At 37.2% G+C, this 16,114-nt stretch carries 14 protein-coding genes; 11 read left to right on the plus strand and 3 right to left on the minus strand.

The genetic code is table 11. The annotated features are described in order from the left end of the window. Window positions 1-170: 170 nt before the first annotated feature. From AC6UD1_RS04515 to AC6UD1_RS04530, 4 genes are read left to right on the plus strand one after another with little or no spacing between them, the layout of a single operon-like run. Complete coding sequence (locus AC6UD1_RS04515) at window positions 171-734, plus strand: hypothetical protein (RefSeq protein WP_500707397.1); 564 nt, start codon at window positions 171-173, stop codon at window positions 732-734. Further along, a complete protein-coding gene (locus tag AC6UD1_RS04520) occupies window positions 718-1,395 on the plus strand; it encodes a 4'-phosphopantetheinyl transferase family protein (RefSeq protein ID WP_500695862.1) in 678 nt (225 codons plus the stop codon). Before AC6UD1_RS04515 ends, AC6UD1_RS04520 begins: the two co-directional genes overlap by 17 nt. 13 nt (window positions 1,396-1,408) lie before the next feature. After that, the gene (locus AC6UD1_RS04525; protein WP_500695861.1) at window positions 1,409-2,005 is read left to right on the plus strand and encodes a TetR/AcrR family transcriptional regulator; all 597 of its coding nucleotides are present in this window, start codon (window positions 1,409-1,411) and stop codon (window positions 2,003-2,005) included. A gap of 3 nt (window positions 2,006-2,008) precedes the next feature. Continuing rightward, window positions 2,009-2,560, plus strand: a complete 552-nt coding sequence (locus tag AC6UD1_RS04530; RefSeq protein ID WP_500695860.1) for an NAD(P)H-dependent oxidoreductase — start codon at window positions 2,009-2,011, stop codon at window positions 2,558-2,560. A gap of 191 nt (window positions 2,561-2,751) precedes the next feature. Here AC6UD1_RS04530 and AC6UD1_RS04535 read toward each other — a convergent pair whose 3' ends face one another. The 3 genes from AC6UD1_RS04535 to zwf form a co-directional block, all read right to left on the minus strand. After that, window positions 2,752-4,299 carry a multicopper oxidase family protein gene (locus AC6UD1_RS04535; RefSeq protein WP_500694126.1) on the minus strand — a complete coding sequence of 516 codons (1,548 nt, stop codon included), beginning with the start codon at window positions 4,297-4,299 and terminating at the stop codon, window positions 2,752-2,754. A 136-nt stretch (window positions 4,300-4,435) separates the two neighbouring features. Continuing rightward, window positions 4,436-5,866 carry an NADP-dependent phosphogluconate dehydrogenase gene (gene gnd, locus AC6UD1_RS04540; protein ID WP_500694125.1) on the minus strand — a complete coding sequence of 477 codons (1,431 nt, stop codon included), beginning with the start codon at window positions 5,864-5,866 and terminating at the stop codon, window positions 4,436-4,438. Window positions 5,867-5,972: 106 nt separating this feature from the next. Beyond that, window positions 5,973-7,448: a glucose-6-phosphate dehydrogenase gene (gene zwf, locus AC6UD1_RS04545; RefSeq protein ID WP_500695859.1), complete on the minus strand. Its 1,476-nt coding sequence runs from the start codon at window positions 7,446-7,448 to the stop codon at window positions 5,973-5,975. A gap of 721 nt (window positions 7,449-8,169) precedes the next feature. Here zwf and apf point away from each other — a divergent pair. From apf to AC6UD1_RS04580, 7 genes are all read left to right on the plus strand, one after another. Next, window positions 8,170-9,000 carry an aggregation-promoting factor gene (gene apf, locus AC6UD1_RS04550; protein WP_500695858.1) on the plus strand — a complete coding sequence of 277 codons (831 nt, stop codon included), beginning with the start codon at window positions 8,170-8,172 and terminating at the stop codon, window positions 8,998-9,000. Between the two features lie 327 nt (window positions 9,001-9,327). After that, window positions 9,328-10,008: a WxL domain-containing protein gene (locus AC6UD1_RS04555; RefSeq protein ID WP_500694122.1), complete on the plus strand. Its 681-nt coding sequence runs from the start codon at window positions 9,328-9,330 to the stop codon at window positions 10,006-10,008. Window positions 10,009-10,125: 117 nt separating this feature from the next. Continuing rightward, a complete protein-coding gene (locus AC6UD1_RS04560) occupies window positions 10,126-11,193 on the plus strand; it encodes a DUF916 domain-containing protein (protein ID WP_500707398.1) in 1,068 nt (355 codons plus the stop codon). Between the two features lie 20 nt (window positions 11,194-11,213). Beyond that, window positions 11,214-11,615 (plus strand): LPXTG cell wall anchor domain-containing protein, encoded by a 402-nt coding sequence (locus AC6UD1_RS04565; protein WP_500707399.1) that lies wholly within the window; start codon window positions 11,214-11,216, stop codon window positions 11,613-11,615. A 7-nt stretch (window positions 11,616-11,622) separates the two neighbouring features. After that, window positions 11,623-12,591 carry a WxL protein host-binding domain-containing protein gene (locus AC6UD1_RS04570; protein ID WP_500707400.1) on the plus strand — a complete coding sequence of 323 codons (969 nt, stop codon included), beginning with the start codon at window positions 11,623-11,625 and terminating at the stop codon, window positions 12,589-12,591. An 84-nt stretch (window positions 12,592-12,675) separates the two neighbouring features. Beyond that, complete coding sequence (locus AC6UD1_RS04575; protein WP_500707401.1) at window positions 12,676-15,045, plus strand: hypothetical protein; 2,370 nt, start codon at window positions 12,676-12,678, stop codon at window positions 15,043-15,045. 192 nt (window positions 15,046-15,237) lie between these two features. Beyond that, complete coding sequence (locus AC6UD1_RS04580) at window positions 15,238-16,023, plus strand: TMEM175 family protein (RefSeq protein ID WP_500707402.1); 786 nt, start codon at window positions 15,238-15,240, stop codon at window positions 16,021-16,023. Window positions 16,024-16,114 lie beyond the last annotated feature (91 nt).

A 16,114-nucleotide genomic window follows, 5' to 3' on the forward strand; every position in this document is an offset into this window, starting at 1 on the left:
GGTTTGAAATAAACAAGATAAAGAACTTTAAATTTAATGAATTCGTTAAATTTTATAAACAAAATCCACTATTATTAAAATTTAGGCTTTTTTTAGTTAATAAAAGCAGTAATGAAATGATGTTTAAGTTTGAAATTAGATCTGATTTTATGAATTCAAATCATAAAGTATTGAGAGAAGATAGATTACATTCTAGTGGTGAGATAATTTTATCTAAGGAGAAAAAAGCTAAGAAGAAATTTCATCCTTATGATTATATATCCAATAAAGGGGTTAATATTGATCTTTCTAAATATTATCGTGTAGCAAAAGACAATATTTATTTTGGGAATGATTTTAAATATTTAAATAGTGTTGAGTTATTTAAGAATGATATTGGTATGGCTATGATGGAGGAAAAAGATGAAAGTGTAATTTTGAATGATATTAAAGATTATTATAGTCAAATAAATCCTATTGGCATTGATAATATAGGTCGAGTAATGTTATTAAATGAGTTTAATAATTATGGGAATTCTATAATACCTATAAATATTATTTATTCTGTCTTTTTTTCTAGAATGAATAAAAATAATGATTATAAAATTTTTTGTAAAAAAATCAATGATAGTAATGAATATGTTAAGTATATGGCAATTGTTGTGGATAATGATAACAATATTATGCTTGAAATACCTTGTATGAAATTAATTAAATTAGAAAAAAGTTTAAAAAACAATGAAATTATTGAGTAAAATAAGTAATAAAGTTGGTATATTTGAATCATTTGAATTTGATTATAATAGTAATATAAATTATCTGACCAAATTTTTAACTGAAAAAGAAATTAGATCTAAAAAACTCAACTCTTTATCTAAAGAGAGACAATTGTCTTATGTTTATAGTAGAATTCTTCTTAAATCAATCTTTCTAGAAATTAATGCTAAAAGTGAGTTTTCTAATATTGACATTGTAAATAGAGAAAATGGTAAGCCAATATTAATTTATAATGGGATAGTTAAAGATAAATATTTCATAAGTATCTCTCATTATTCCAATAAGGAATTTGTTGGAATAACTACGGTTAATTGTGGAATTGATTGTCAATTGGTATTAAAAAATAATCATAATTTTTTTGAATATTTTTGCAATAATGATGAAGAATTAAGATATTTTGAGATAGCAAAAAAAGAAATGAGTATTAATAAATATATGACAATTTTGTGGTGTATTAAAGAGAGTTGGATAAAGTTAACTAGTCATAAAGAGATAGTTTTACCTAGAAGCATAAAATTAAATATTGATAGTATTCGATATAGTCAAAAATTTTTGGTAGTTCATACTAGAATAAATAGTCAATGTCATACTGCAAGAATAATTTTTTTGAACAACTATTGTTATTGTGTTCTTTATTAAAAGCAGGAGTTTTATGGTTAAAAATAAAAAAGAATCTTTAAAATATGAAATGATAAAAAAGGGAGTTGAAATTGTTAAATCAGGTGGAATTGATAATGTTTCTTTAAGAAAAGTAGCTAGTTTATGTGGAGTCACGCATTCGAGTCCTTATAGGCATTTTAAAAATAAAAATGACTTTTTGAACTATGTAATACTTGAAATATCATCAATATTTGGAGCGTATCTTACAAAAAATATTTCCATTGAATCTAGTTATAAAAATATGCTTATAAATATGGGTTGTAAATTTGTTGAATTTTCAGTCAAATATCCAAAATTTTTTGATGCATTATTTTTAAGTGATTATGTCATACCAACAAAATCAGAAAATGAAGAATTAACATCTGATGTATCTTTACCTGGTTTTGATGAGTTTAAAGATATTGTCAATAAGTTTTCTTTAGAAAATAAAATCCATATGAAAAATAATATTGAAACAATGCAATTATGGAGTTTTATTATGGGTTTATCTATAATAATAGGACATCATAATATCCAAAGTTATGATAAGAATTGGACAAAGGTAATTATTTCTAAAATGGTAAATATATATATACTAGGAAGTAGGTAAATTTTGAAAACATTAATCGTTTATGCTCATCCATATAATAAAAGCTTTAATCACTCAGTTTTAGAAGCAATTGAGGATAAAAATAAAGGAAACTGTACTGTTATTGATTTATATAAAGATAAATTTAATCCTGTATATACTACTGATGAATTAAAGCTATTTAAATATGGTAAAACAACAGATCAATTAGTGGAAAAATATCAAAAAATGATTTTATCATCATCTAAAATTGTTTTTATATTCCCAATTTGGTGGAATGAAGCTCCGGCAATTATAAAGGGATTCTTTGATAAAGTTTTTAAATGTAAATTTTCATATACTGACACTAAATTTGGAATAAAAGGTAATATAAAAAATATTGAGAATGTTGAAGTTTACACTACATCTAAGTCTCCAACTTGGTATTTAAAACTATTTGCTGGTAATTATATAAGAAGAGTGTTTATAAAAAGTACATTAAAGCAAGTTGGAATTAATAATTGTCATTGGAGTAATTTAGGAAACATCAAAAAAATAGACAATATAAAGAGAAGTAAATATTTAAGTAAGATATAAATAACAATTATTTCTTAAATACGTATAATTTTATAGTATGATATATGGTACACATTCTTGTACCTTAAAAGACTTTGTTCGATATTTAATTGAGCTAAGTCTTTTTTTGTTTGAAAATTAAATTATCTTATGGATATTATTTTACCCACAAAAAAACAGCCGCATCACTGCAGCTGTTTTCCAATCTTTAATTAACACATGTGGATTCCCATCTTTTTGTATGAATTCATAGCGGGGATATCTAAGTCCTTCACCGGGATGCCCTCTTCTTTTGAAAGAGCGTTCAGTAGGGTATCCATGTTCATTAACTTGTACTTCTTGTGTGGATCATTCTTGTCATAAGCTTGAATTTGGAGCATCATGCCACCGTCTTCGTGTTCCGTGATGTGACAGTGATACATGTAAACACCAGGAAAGTCGAACTTAACTTGCAGGCGAACTACTTCACCAGGGTTAACCCCAATGGTGTCTTTCCAACCGTGTTCGTTTGGATAAGGATCACCACCGTTTCTGGAAAGTACTCGGAATTGAGTTCCGTGCATGTGGTAGGGGTGAACCATCCCACCATCCATTTCATTTGAGTTAGATACTTCCCAAATTCGTTCTTTGCCAACTTCTTGGCGATCGTCGATTCGTTGCATGTCAAACTTCTTGCCGTTGATTTCAACGGATTCGTCCATTCCAGACATAGCTGCCTTATGAACGGGAGCGTCCTTGTCAATTTTGGCAAATGGTGGCATGTCAACGAGGTGATCTGGGAGCTTGGTGTTGTCTGGTGCGAACTCATGAATCTTAAACGTCATGATGGGAACGTCGTCGGAGTAGAGTTGAACTTCATCACCGGGTTTATAACCACTGAAATCAACGATGACTTCATCACGTTCGGCACAAACCATCATGAGGTGTGTAAACTCGACTGGTTCAGGAAGAATTCCGCCATCAGAACCAATTTGGGTGAACTTTAGATCGTCATCAAAGTGAAGGCGCCATTCACGACGGTTGGAGCCGTCCAGGAATCTGAGTCGTACTCGTTGGGTAGTAACATCAAAGTAGGGGTTCACGGTACCATTAATCATGGCAGTTGGACCTTGAACACCGTCTGGATCGTAGTCTTCTCTGTAGTTTAGTTGGTTACCCTTGTGGAAATGACGGTCTTGTAGGACAACGGGAATGTCATCGACTCCGTAATTTCTTGGGAAAGGTAACTTGGATTCAATGTCGTCTTGAACAACCACTGGGGTTGCAAGACCCTTGTAGACTTGTTCAGAAGTTTCTGGACATGGATGAGCGTGCAACCACAATGTGGCAGCAGGCTGATCCACCGTAAACTCAATTTCACTGCTTTCACCAGGGTAAACTGGTGCGTGACAACCACCGTCAACGTATGGACCGGAAACATTTAGTCCGTGCCAATGAAAGGTGGTTAAAACTGGTAAGTCATTTTTTAAGGTCACATGCATGTGTTTACCCTCTTTTAAAATGATGGTCTTACCTAAAATACTAGCGTTGTAACCCCAAGTCTTTGTTTTTTCACCGGGTAAAATCTGAGTTTCACCTGGTTGAGCATCCACCGTGTACCACATGTCGGTATCGGTTTCTTTATCGGGCTTTAAAATTTCGGGGATGTTTAATTTGTGTTCTGGAACATCAGGCACCTTGAGTGGAATGTATCCACCGTCATGGGTGTTAAAAGCTGGTTCATCATAGAAATAATCATTGTATACTTTTCGTTCGGACATTGTCTTGTTCCTCCCTAATTGTTTAACTATCTACTACACCATCATAATACAGCTTTTTAGACTATAATGCTTGTTTGTTAGCTAAAAACATAGAAAAAGATCGACTATTAAAGTCGATCTTTTTAAAACGTTGATTTTATTGTTCTTTGTACCATGGGTAATGGAAGTTACCTGGACGGTCAGTACGTTCGTAAGTGTGAGCACCGAAGTAATCACGTTGTGCTTGAAGCAAGTTAGCTGGAAGTACTTGAGCTCTGTATGAGTCGAAGTATGAAACGGCAGCTGACAATGATGGAACAGGAATACCTGCTTCAGTAGCTAACGAAACGATCTCTCTAGCTGAGTCTTGGTACTTGTTAGCGATGTCTGAGAAGTATGGGTCCATTAACAAGTTAGTTAACTTAGGATCCTTATCAAAGGCATCAGTGATGTTTTGAAGGAATTGGGCACGAATAATGCATCCAGCACGCCAAATCTTAGCTAATTGGTCGTACTTCAAGTCCCAACCGTAGTGTTCTGAGGCCATTCGCATTTGTTCGAAACCTTGAGCATAACTCATGATTTTACCGAAGTATAATGCTTGGCGAGCCTTTTCAACGATTTCGTCGCTGTTAAACTTAGGTTCTTTGGCAGGACCATGAAGAACCTTTGAAGCAGCCATTCGTTCTTTTTTCATCATTGAGATGAAACGAGCGTAAACTGATTCGGTGATAACTGATTGAGGAGCACCAATGTCTAAAGCATCAATTGAACTCCACTTACCAGTACCCTTGTTAGCACCACGGTCTAAGATTGCGTCAACAATTGGCTTGTTCTTGTCGTCGCCTAAGTCATCTTTTCTAGTCAAGATGTCAGCAGTGATTTCGATCAAGTATGAGTTTAACTCACCCTTGTTCCAATCTTTGAAGATTTTAGCAAGGTCATCAACTGAGTAACCAGCAGCATTTCTCAAAAGGTTAAAGGTTTCATCGATTAATTCCTCGTCACCGTATTCGATACCATTGTGGACCATCTTTACATAGTGACCAGCACCGTTAGGGCCAATGTAAGCAACACATGGTTCGCCATCTTCGGCCTTAGCAGCAATCTTTTCAAGGATTGGAGCAACACGGTCGTAGGCTTCTTTTTGACCACCGGGCATTAGTGAAGGGCCTTTAAGAGCTCCAAGTTCACCACCAGAAACACCCATTCCGATAAAGTTAATACCTGACTTAGCAAGTTTTTCACTTCGAGCCATAGTATCGTGGAAGTTAGTGTTACCACCGTCAATAAGAGTGTCACCCTTATCAAGTAATGGTAATAGTTCAGCAATAACGGCATCAGTTGGCTTTCCAGCTTTAACCATCAATAAGATCGTACGAGGTTTTTGAATTGATTCAACGAAATCCTTAACGTTGTAACTTGGAATCAAGTGTTTGTCACCGTGATCCTTCATTACTTGTTCAGTCTTACTTGCAGTACGGTTATAAATTGCAACTGTGTAACCGCGACTTTCAATGTTGAGGGCAAGGTTCTTACCCATAACAGCCATACCAACAACACCAATGTTTGCTTTTTTATCAGCCATAATATACCTTCCTTTTCGAATATATATGTTAATTCATTACACTAGTAGTTTACCATTTCACATTAGAATTGTGAAATAGAAACTTCAAATTTTGTAAGCACTTTCTTTACTTTTCAGCAGGGAAGTACCAACTGTGACCATCTCGAGCTAATAACTCGTCTGCTGCCTTTGGTCCCATTGAGCCTGGTTCGTAGTTAGGAAAATCAGGTTTGGTTTCGTCCCAGTACTTCTGAATGGGATCAACGTACTTCCAAGCGGCGGCAACTTCTGGCCAGCTTGCAAAGTTGGTGTGATCACCATTTAAGATGTCATGGAAAAGACGCTCGTATGGTTGAGGAACTTCTGAAGCCCGAGCATCATTTTGTAGGTAACTAAGGTCGATGGTTTCGGTATGGAAACCTTGTTTGGAATCCTTGACGTTGACTCTCAGTGTAATTCCACCGCGAGGGTCAATTAAAATTGAGAGGACGTTGGTTTTAAGAGTATCTGGCAAACCGGCTTTACTGAAGATGTTGTTAATGTCTTTTTTGAAGACAATATCAACTCTAGTGGCTTTGGTTTTTAACTTCTTACCAGTTCGAACGTAGAAAGGAGTGCCCTCCCATCTAGAAAGATTGTAAGTTACTTTTCCGGCAACAAAGGTATCATTATTAGAATCGTGTGGAACGTCTGGCTCGTCACGGTAGGCGGCTGAACCACTACCAGCTCCATATTGACCACGAACAAAGTTCTCTTTGACACCCTCAGTATTGTAGAAGTTCATACTTTCAAGGGTTTTGACCTTGGTAGCACGAACGTCAGTATCAACAAATGATTCTGGCTTATCCATTGCAAGGAGGGTCATGATTTGCATGGTATGGTTTTGAATCATATCACGTAAAGCACCGGCTGTGTCGTAATATCCGGCACGGTCTTCTACGCCAAGTTTTTCGGATAGGGTGATCTGGACGTTATCAATGTAGTTGTGGTTCCAAACGGCATCGATGATGGGGTTACCAAATCGAATAACTGGGATACTTTGAACCATTTCTTTGCCTAAATAATGATCGATGCGAAAGATTTGGTCTTCCTTAAACGCAGCGGTTAATTCATCATTTAATTTTTCAGCAGATTCATAGTCCCGACCGAATGGTTTTTCAATTACCAAGCGGTTAAAGCCACCATTGTCTGAAAGAACGTGTTGTTCCTTCAGATTTTTAGCAACGATTCCAAAGAATCTTGGGGCCATTGAAACATAAAAGATCCGATTACCATTAAGTTCGTATTTCTTGTCAAGTTCGTCGGCTAATTTACTCAAGGCCTGATAATGTTCCACGTTGGTAACATCATGAGATCTGAAGTAAAAATGACTAGCAAACTCTTCAGCTTGTTCTTGATTATCTGCTTCTGACGAGATGGAATCTAAAACCATTTTTTGAAATTCCTCATCGGTGTGGGGTCGTCTAGCTAACCCAAGCAGTGCAAAATGATTGTCAATACTGCCCTTTTTGTAAAGTTCAAATAAGGCTGGATATAACTTTCGCAAAGCAAGGTCACCAGTGCCACCGAAAAGCATGAATAATGCACGGTTAGCAGTTGCCATTAATACTCACTCCTTTTAATAATTATAGTTATTCGTATACAAGACCAATTATATAACACTACTGCTACCAAAAAAAGTGGTTTATTCCTTATTGTTCCACATATGAAAGCGCTATCTAAAGTATCCCTAACTTGACGCATTTCTTCATTATAAATAGTTTAAAATAATTTTTTGATTGCCAAATTGGTACAGGTCATAAAGTGGTTGGCCGTAAAAAAAGGCTGATAATTTAAACGACATAAAAAAGTTTTCTACCATAATAATGGAGAATCGATGGTTAAAAATAAAATGGTAGTGGAAAATTCAAAGCGGGAAACAGTGATGATGTGAATCTAATGATCGTTAGATTCACATAGTAGAAACAGGTCAAAAAAGGGAAAATTAGGTTGAATTGACCTAAAAATATGGTTGTCAACCTTTTTTTGAAGTGATTTTGAAGAAATTGAAGGGAATATATGGCAAAAAAACGAGTAAAAATTACAAAATGATACAGGAAACACTCAATAATTCGGTGATTTTTAGGGTTATGTTGCAAAACATGTTACTTATGTTACAAAATAACAAAAATCGGCGATTTTTTTAAACACTGTGTTATTTGTGTGTAATGTTTTCCGTTTAGTATATACATTGTTGATTGATACAGGAGATCAACGAATTTAAAAAACAGAAAACCGGAAAACGAAAATTAGTTAAGAAATTTAGATTAGGAGTGATTATTATTATGAAGTCAAAAAGTATCAAGGCCGTAGTTTTATCAAGTGCCGCAGCATTAGGTTTATTAGCAGTAGGTGCTAACACCACCCACGCTTCAACAAACGTTACAGTTAAATCAGGTGACACTGTTTCAGAAATTGCTCAACAATACAAAGTTTCTACTAACCAAATCGCCAAAGCTAACCATTTACAAAATGTTGACCAAATCTCAGTTGGACAAAGATTAGTAATCCCAACTGGTGTTACTGTTCCAAATGCAGTATCACAACCAGCACAAACTACTGGTTACCAAGCACCAAAGACTACTCCAGCTGTTAAAGCTCCAGTTGCTAAGGTTGCACAACCTGTACAACAACCAGTTGCTGCTCAACCAGCACCAAAGGCTCAAGTACAAGCCCCAGCCCCAGTAGCACCAAAAGCTCAAGCTCCCGTACAACAAGCCCCAGCTCCACAGCAACAAGCTAATACTCAACCAACCCAATCACCAAAGGCTAATGTACAAGCATCAACTCAAAAGAGTACTCCAGCCCCAGCAGCACCACGAACTAACCAAAGAACTTACGCTGTACAAACTAACACTGTTAAACCAGCTAACGTTAACTATTCAAGCAACGGTGGTGATGATGCAGCCAAAGCTTGGATCACTGCACGTGAATCAGGCGGCTCATACACTGCTTCAAATGGTAACTACTACGGTAAGTATCAATTATCTAAGTCATACTTAAATGGTGACTACTCAGCTGCTAACCAAGATCGAGTTGCTAACCAATACGTAACTTCACGTTATGGTTCATGGTCAGGTGCCCAATCATTCTGGCAATCACACGGTTGGTACTAAGATAGATTTATACTAACTAATTAAGAAGAATTAATTGAAGTCACGGTGATCGAAAGGTCGCCGTGACTTTTTTAGCTTGAAAAATAATCAATTTATAAGTTATACTAATAGTAGACTTTTGCATGGAGCCAGGATTCTATTAGGATATTGTGAAAAGAAGTGGGTGTTGTGAAATTTTTCCTATTTTTATTGCACAAGGATTTTATTCTATGGTATAATGTCTTTGTGAAAGATGTTATTAGATTGCGTGTCTGTGGTGCTTTATCACCATTACAAACATACAATTTATTAGCAATAAAATAATATATTTTTTGGAGGTAGTTTTTTATGGAAGCAAATATTGGTAAGAAATTAGTTTTAGGTGTGGCATCATTAGCAGCCGTTTTAGGTTTGTCAATGGCCATTGAGAACATTAATGTAAACGCTGCTCCTGTTCATCTTCCAGCAGACACTAGTGCAACTCCTAATGACACTACTGGTTCAGTACAAGGACAATCAAAAGCTCACGTTCAAGTAAGAACCGGATACTTAACTTTACAAGAAGTTCCAGATTTAAACTTCGGTGAAGCAGCCAACAACAGTAACCCACAATTTGGGATTCCGTTGCATGATAACCAAACCGGTAATGGTAAACCACAATTAGTTGTTGTTGATGGTCGTACCGTCAAAGATCAACCAAATGGTGCTGGTTGGACTGTTTCAGCTGCTTTAGGTCAATTCAATGATCAACCAGGTAATGGTTGGGGTGTTCAATTGAACCAAACCGCTGTTAAAAACAGTATTGGAAGTGCCGCTCAAGTAAATACTCCATTGTTGAATGCTGGAGCTGACAATTCTTCCCAAGTTCTTTCAGCTAATGCTGGTCAAGGTTTAGGAACGACTTCAGTTGACTACTCAAAGAGTACTGACGCTAGTTTGAATATGCCAGCTAACGTTACTCCAGCTGATTACAACGCACCAATTATTTGGACTCTTAACGCACAAGGCCCACAAAACCCAACTAACTAATAGTTCTCTTTACGGGTGTGTATTGTATAACCAAGAAGACAGACCACGTACGGTTTGTCTTCTTTTTAGTAAATTAGAAAATTAATTAAGTAGGACGTGATTGTAATTTTATCAAGGTTGAAGAAATTCTGGTTACCGTTTTTACTTGCCGTTGCAACCATTCTTTTGATGATTCCGATACTTGGAACCTTAAAAACAAATGCAGCCCAAGGTCCATCAATTGCGGTTAAACCGAATTACACTAAGAATCAAATTAAGCAAGATGGAGTGATCTTTGTTCAAACCAAGCCGGGTCAAACCCAACAAATTAGTTTGAGCATCGTTAATTTATCCAAATCACCCCAGTCCTTTAGCATTGAACCAACAACTGCTTTTACTTCCGGTGGTGGTGCCATTGCGCTCAATCCGACTAATAAGTTTCCGACTGATAAAACTTTGAAGTATAAATTCAAGGATTTAGTCCAAGGAGACAAAAAGCAGACGATTAACTTAGCTCCTAACAAGGGAACCAACGTTAACTTTAACGTAAAAGCTCCTGACAAGACCTATCAAGGTGTCATCATGGGGGGACTGTACGTTAGTCCACAGTTACCACCTTCTGCAGCTAAATTAAGGGGAGTCAGCGTTAATAATAAGTTTGCTTTAGCAATGCCCGTCTATCTTCGTGACAACACTAATCAAACCATTAAACCAAAGCTTACGGCTCAAGGCATTAAACCGGGGAAGGTAGCTAGTGAACCGGTGATTTATACCAAGTTGGCAAACGAAAAGCCCACGACGGTTAGTCAAATGCATTTAAAAGACAAGATTTACCGAAAGAGTAATCCGAAGAAGGTCTTGAGTAAGGCCAACCAGAGTGGCTTAAGTATGGCGCCTAATTCCAACTTTAATTTTATGAATAATTTTGGCAAAAACGCGTTGTTACCCGGTAATTATCATTTGAGTTTGCAGGCTTCAGACATTAACGGAAACAAGTGGGATATTGAAAAAGATTTCCATATCTCAATTGCTCAGGCAGCAATTAATAATGCTAATAAAAACTGGTGGTGGATCATCCTATTGATTATCTTGTTAATCTTAATCTTGATCTTATGCTACGTTTTGTACCGTCAACACAAAAAACAAAAGGATTTGATTGCCGCACAGCAAGCAGAACTTGATAAAAGAAACGATCAATCTAAATAACTAGGTTGGGAGATGTACAAATGCGAATACAATGTTCTAAGTTTTTAAGGATGGTACTGTTAACTGGATTAACTATTTTAATAGCCGTTGGGTTAGAAGCGAATGCAGTTTCGTTTGCGAAGAGTGAATCTAATTCAAATACCACAATTCGAATTGGTAGAAACGTAACTCCAGCACCCAATGGACAGGGTGGTCAACCTGAAGATATGTCTAATAAAACCCCAGGTCCCTCTGAATCAGAAGGCACTAAAATTCCGCCAACCATTGCTGTTAGTGGAGAGCAACAAGGTACGTTACCTCAAACAGGACAAATGCTTCAATGGGGCACAATGGTAGCCGGAGTGATTTTTCTCTTTATCGCTTTTCTGATTATATTAAACCGTCATTTCATTAAAAAATTAGAATTGAAGAATTCGAAATAAAATTCAAATGCGAAAACTAATTAAAATTATAATTTTAGTTGGAGTTTTGTTGATTGAACTGTTTGTGCCAATGACTTTCCAGGCCAATTCGGATGATTATCCGTCATTTTCTGCCACGCCGGTTTTGGGTGGACTTCCACTTCAAAAGGGCAAAGAGTATTTTGCGATTCAAGCTAAACCGAATCGGGAATACCAGCTTCCGCTTCTTTTGAAAAATCATGGAGACCGTCCCATTAAAATTAGGTTAACGCTGAATAATGCAACGACCACGTCGAGTGGCAGTATTTCATACGCTAATCCAAGCGTGCTTAAAAATGATCAGAATTCGGTTTCTAGACAAGTTGTTGGAAAACTTAAAAGAGAAGTGAATTTGGCTCCGGATGCGAGTAGGGTAGTCAATTACCAAATCAGGACAAATTCACGAGTTATGGGAACAGAACTTGCTGGCATCACTGCTACTGGAGTGGTTCCTTCCGTTTCAAACGAGAAGGTTAACAGTTTAGCCAGTTACGTTATTGGAGTTTCGTTAAGTGGACAGGATGGATTGAAATTAGATCGTTTAAAAATTTCAAACATTGAGAGTGGAAATTATGATGGATTAAATGCGTTTAAAGTTACGATTAAGAATAATTACCCACAGCTGATTCAACATGCGAGGGTGCGAGTCAAAGTTTTTCATAACGAAAAATTGGATACGATAAAGGAATATTCGGATGTCAGTATTGCCCCGAATACTCCTTTGGTGTGGACAATTCCCTATCAAAAATTGCAGCCTGGTAGGTATCGAATGGATGTTATGATCCATTCTGACAAGCAAACGGTTCGATTGCACAAGACGTTTACCCCATTAAAGTTATCAAACCAAGTAGAGTCATACGTACCGGTTTTAATTGCGGTATTTTTGACCATCGAAATTTGGATTATTTTTTGGATTTGTCGGATGTTCTATCACAAAAAGAAAAATAAAAAGAATTGAGAAAAAATGAGAATAAAAAGAGAAGTACTTTATAAGCTATTAATAGGAGTGGTTTGTACTGCTGTATTTATGATTTGTGGCGCAATGATGAGTGTTAGGGCGGATCCAGATAATCCGTATAACATTCCTGCACCACCAGAATCAGGTCCGTCAATGGATGAATTTATGTTTGCTGGGATTCAACCGAATGAAAGCGTTCAAAAAAGATATCCCAACGTTCAGGTGGTAACTGATAATACTGGTGATGATCATTCTGCTCAAACCATGTGGTGGAAGAACCAAGTTGATTTACAAAAACCGTTTACAATTAAGTTTTACGTTTATATGAAAAACCCGAAAAAAGTTAAAACATTAGCTGATGGACTGACCTTTACCCTGCAAAATGACAATCCAAATGCCATCGGATCATCGGGTGAATCACTCGGTTCATATGGAAATGTCCGAACCGCTTCAAAGGCAATTGACAATGATCATGTTAATCCTAAAAAAGCATATTTGAGAACCCAATTTATTCACAATGCTTTATCGTTTGAGTTTGATCCATACTACAACGGAGATTATAGTGACCATAAATTGCCGCGAAAGATTCCACATACGGCGTTCATTTACCCAAATGAATTCACTGGTCCATTTGACTGGCACGATAAAGATCATATTGGAATCAATCACCATGATTATAGTCAGACGCCATCTTTAACGGCTAATCAGGGAACATGGATCCCGGTGACTTATAAGTGGATGCCTAATGACTGGCAACCAGATAGTAACGCCAGGTCGGATCACGCCACCGCAACGGTTACTTATAATGATCCCAAGTCTGGTCACTCAATTGACGGAATTGATCAGCATACCACTACTGAAAATGTTCCTTTGAGCCAATTTCAAGGTGACTACGCGTGGTGGGGATTTACTGGTGCAACTGGTGCGTTGAACATGGTCAGTGCCATTGCCAATACCGAAATTCCTCAGATTCCTGGGGTTAAAAAATTAGTTTGTGATTTAAGTGCACTTCAACGTGAGGGGAAGTATAAGGACATTAATCCCTACGATAGTGATACCGGTGCCGCAAATGACATGATTAAGGAAATCGATCCGAGCGAATTTAAGGACCTTGTCACTAATGCTAAGGTTGGAGACGTGATGCTTTATAAGGTCGATACCTACAACTACAAAGATAATGGTTTAGGAAATACCTGGGATAACGTTAAGGTTACGGATGACATGACCAATCTAGGGATGCGTGGTCTGGACGATAACGATCAAATCGTGGCGGAATACCCCAATGGAATTGAACCCATCGACGATGACGGGAAACCTGACTCAGTTGGATTTCGAACGATTATTACTGATCCAGATCCTAATACTAAACAGAATACGGTAACCGCTAAGGGAAGTAACTTTACTGCACCGGATGACGGAGTTGTTAAGTCAAGTCAGGCGACCGTCGAAATGTCGAGTAATCCCTACGACAACGTTAAACCACGAGTTATTTTACAAAACCAGATGTCAAATGACGGTGGTAATACTTGGACCAATAATCTGACCGACGTCAAGGACGGAAGTGAGGTTCAGTACAAGATTTCCCTTCATAACATGATTGAAGGCACGCAGTTTAAAGATGGTTCGTATTCATTTGTGGTTCCAAGTATTAAAGACATCAAGAACATTGATGTTAACGGAGAACTAATTAGTAATAGTGATTATACGGTAAGTGACACCACCGATTATGAGATTAGTGGGAAAGACTCCAACTCTAACTTTAAGAACGCTAAGAAGATTACGATTAAGAATCTTCCAGACATGAATGGTCGAGCTGTAACTAATATTACCGCTGACCTTCAACTCGGTGACAATAATCCTGATAATATGAGTTCAACCCCTGAATTGACGGGAACCGATCGCAACCAGGATTCACTTAAGTTTCAAGGACGAAAAGAGACCTATAATTTCTACAATGGATCGGTTGTTTTGAATCAACCGCAGGATTTAGACTACGGCTTTCAAAATGACTACTTCTTTAAGGATCAGTACATGCAACCAAGAAACCTTGGCAAGAAAAAGACCCCGATTGATATCAACAAGGGATACGAGGTTGCTAGTTTAACCGATGATCGTCGTGTTAAGAGTCCGTACAGTGTCTGGCTCTCTCAGGAGAATACTCCTGAAAATCCACATGAGATTGGGAGGCCCGGGTCACCATTTTCACTGGCTTACTTTGCCTTAAACAGCAAACAACCAACCATTTTGAACCCAGGAACTGGCAACGTCCAGGTTTACAACTATCCTGGGAAAAAGGAAGATGGTAAGATTACGACTCCAATTAAATGGAATGCTAATCAAGGACTTGATTTAAGGATGAACCAGAGTGGAAGTGCCGTCGGTAGTACCGGGGGATATGACGCTACGCTTAACTGGAGCATCAAGTATGGTTCAAAAGATAGTGGAACACCATAAAGACGGTTAATCAGTGATCGCGGTTATGATATGTTTTGCCAAATGAAAGGCTATCAAGGACTTGATAGCCTTTTTGGTTGTAGATAAATTTAATCATGAAGTTGGTAATTGTGAAACGCTTTTTTGATGGGTTTAAAATCTCCATAATGGCGTGCTATAATTAGCGTAAATCTATCAAAGTGAGGAAACGTTATGGGTGAAATCAAGAAAAAAATGAAAGATCGACTTGATGCCTTCAGTGACGCCATCATTGCCATCATTATTACCGTGATGGTGTTGGAACTGCCGATTGAGAAGATGGGTGGAAACGTTGAGTATCTGGTTCTATTTCGTGCCATTGGAATTTATGCCGTTAGTTTTTGTTTTGTTGGGAACTTGTGGTACCAGCATGCACAAGTATTCAACGATACCGAAAAAGTCGCCAACAAGACGGTTGTCATGGACCTGGTGTTCCTCTTTTTCATGTCGTTAATTCCAACTTTTACAAAGCTTATGACCGACGATACATCGCAAATCACGGTGATGCTTTATGGCACTCTTTCACTAATTTTATTGGTGGTCTTTCGCATTATTGTGTCGCAAATTGCTGAAGTCAAGTACCGAAAGCACTCCAAGCAACATGAAGTTTTCAACTATATTTTTGCCAGAAACTTTAACTATTCAATCGCGGCGTACGTCATTTTGATTATTTTGGCGTTTTTCTTTCCTAGAATTGCTTTGACTTTATTTATCATTATCCCAATTTGGTCGTTTATTGAAAACAGCCACGAGCACGGGACCTTGAACTTGGCTAATCAAGGAATGGAAGAGGGCCAGGTTAATTTAACCGAATCGGTTAAAAATTTGACAGCTGATCAGAAAAAATCCTTAAAAGCCAAGTTAGCTTCGACGATTAAGGCGTCAAAGGGTACTGATGATGAGGAAGAAAAGCATGAGATTTGGACCCAGTTTGCCAAGTGGGCCGCTGATCAGAGGTAAAACTTAAAGCATTGCTATAAAATATTTTTAGGGATTGACGTCAATGAACAAACGATGTCAGTCCCTTTTTCTTTAACATTTTCTTTCAAAG

This window comes from Fructilactobacillus sp. X8R1C1 (genome assembly GCF_059900945.1).

Excerpts from the sequence above, each read along its gene's own strand:
- AC6UD1_RS04520 (WP_500695862.1), top strand. The coding sequence starts at position 718 with ATGAAATTATTGAGTAAAATAAGTAATAAAGTTGGTATATTTGAATCA.
- AC6UD1_RS04525 (WP_500695861.1), top strand. The coding sequence starts at position 1,409 with ATGGTTAAAAATAAAAAAGAATCTTTAAAATATGAAATGATAAAAAAG.
- AC6UD1_RS04535 (WP_500694126.1), bottom strand. The coding sequence starts at position 4,299 with ATGTCCGAACGAAAAGTATACAATGATTATTTCTATGATGAACCAGCT.
- gnd (WP_500694125.1), bottom strand. The coding sequence starts at position 5,866 with ATGGCTGATAAAAAAGCAAACATTGGTGTTGTTGGTATGGCTGTTATG.
- zwf (WP_500695859.1), bottom strand. The coding sequence starts at position 7,448 with ATGGCAACTGCTAACCGTGCATTATTCATGCTTTTCGGTGGCACTGGT.
- apf (WP_500695858.1), top strand. The coding sequence starts at position 8,170 with ATGAAGTCAAAAAGTATCAAGGCCGTAGTTTTATCAAGTGCCGCAGCA.
- AC6UD1_RS04555 (WP_500694122.1), top strand. The coding sequence starts at position 9,328 with ATGGAAGCAAATATTGGTAAGAAATTAGTTTTAGGTGTGGCATCATTA.
- AC6UD1_RS04565 (WP_500707399.1), top strand. The coding sequence starts at position 11,214 with ATGCGAATACAATGTTCTAAGTTTTTAAGGATGGTACTGTTAACTGGA.
- AC6UD1_RS04570 (WP_500707400.1), top strand. The coding sequence starts at position 11,623 with ATGCGAAAACTAATTAAAATTATAATTTTAGTTGGAGTTTTGTTGATT.
- AC6UD1_RS04575 (WP_500707401.1), top strand. The coding sequence starts at position 12,676 with ATGATGAGTGTTAGGGCGGATCCAGATAATCCGTATAACATTCCTGCA.
- AC6UD1_RS04580 (WP_500707402.1), top strand. The coding sequence starts at position 15,238 with ATGGGTGAAATCAAGAAAAAAATGAAAGATCGACTTGATGCCTTCAGT.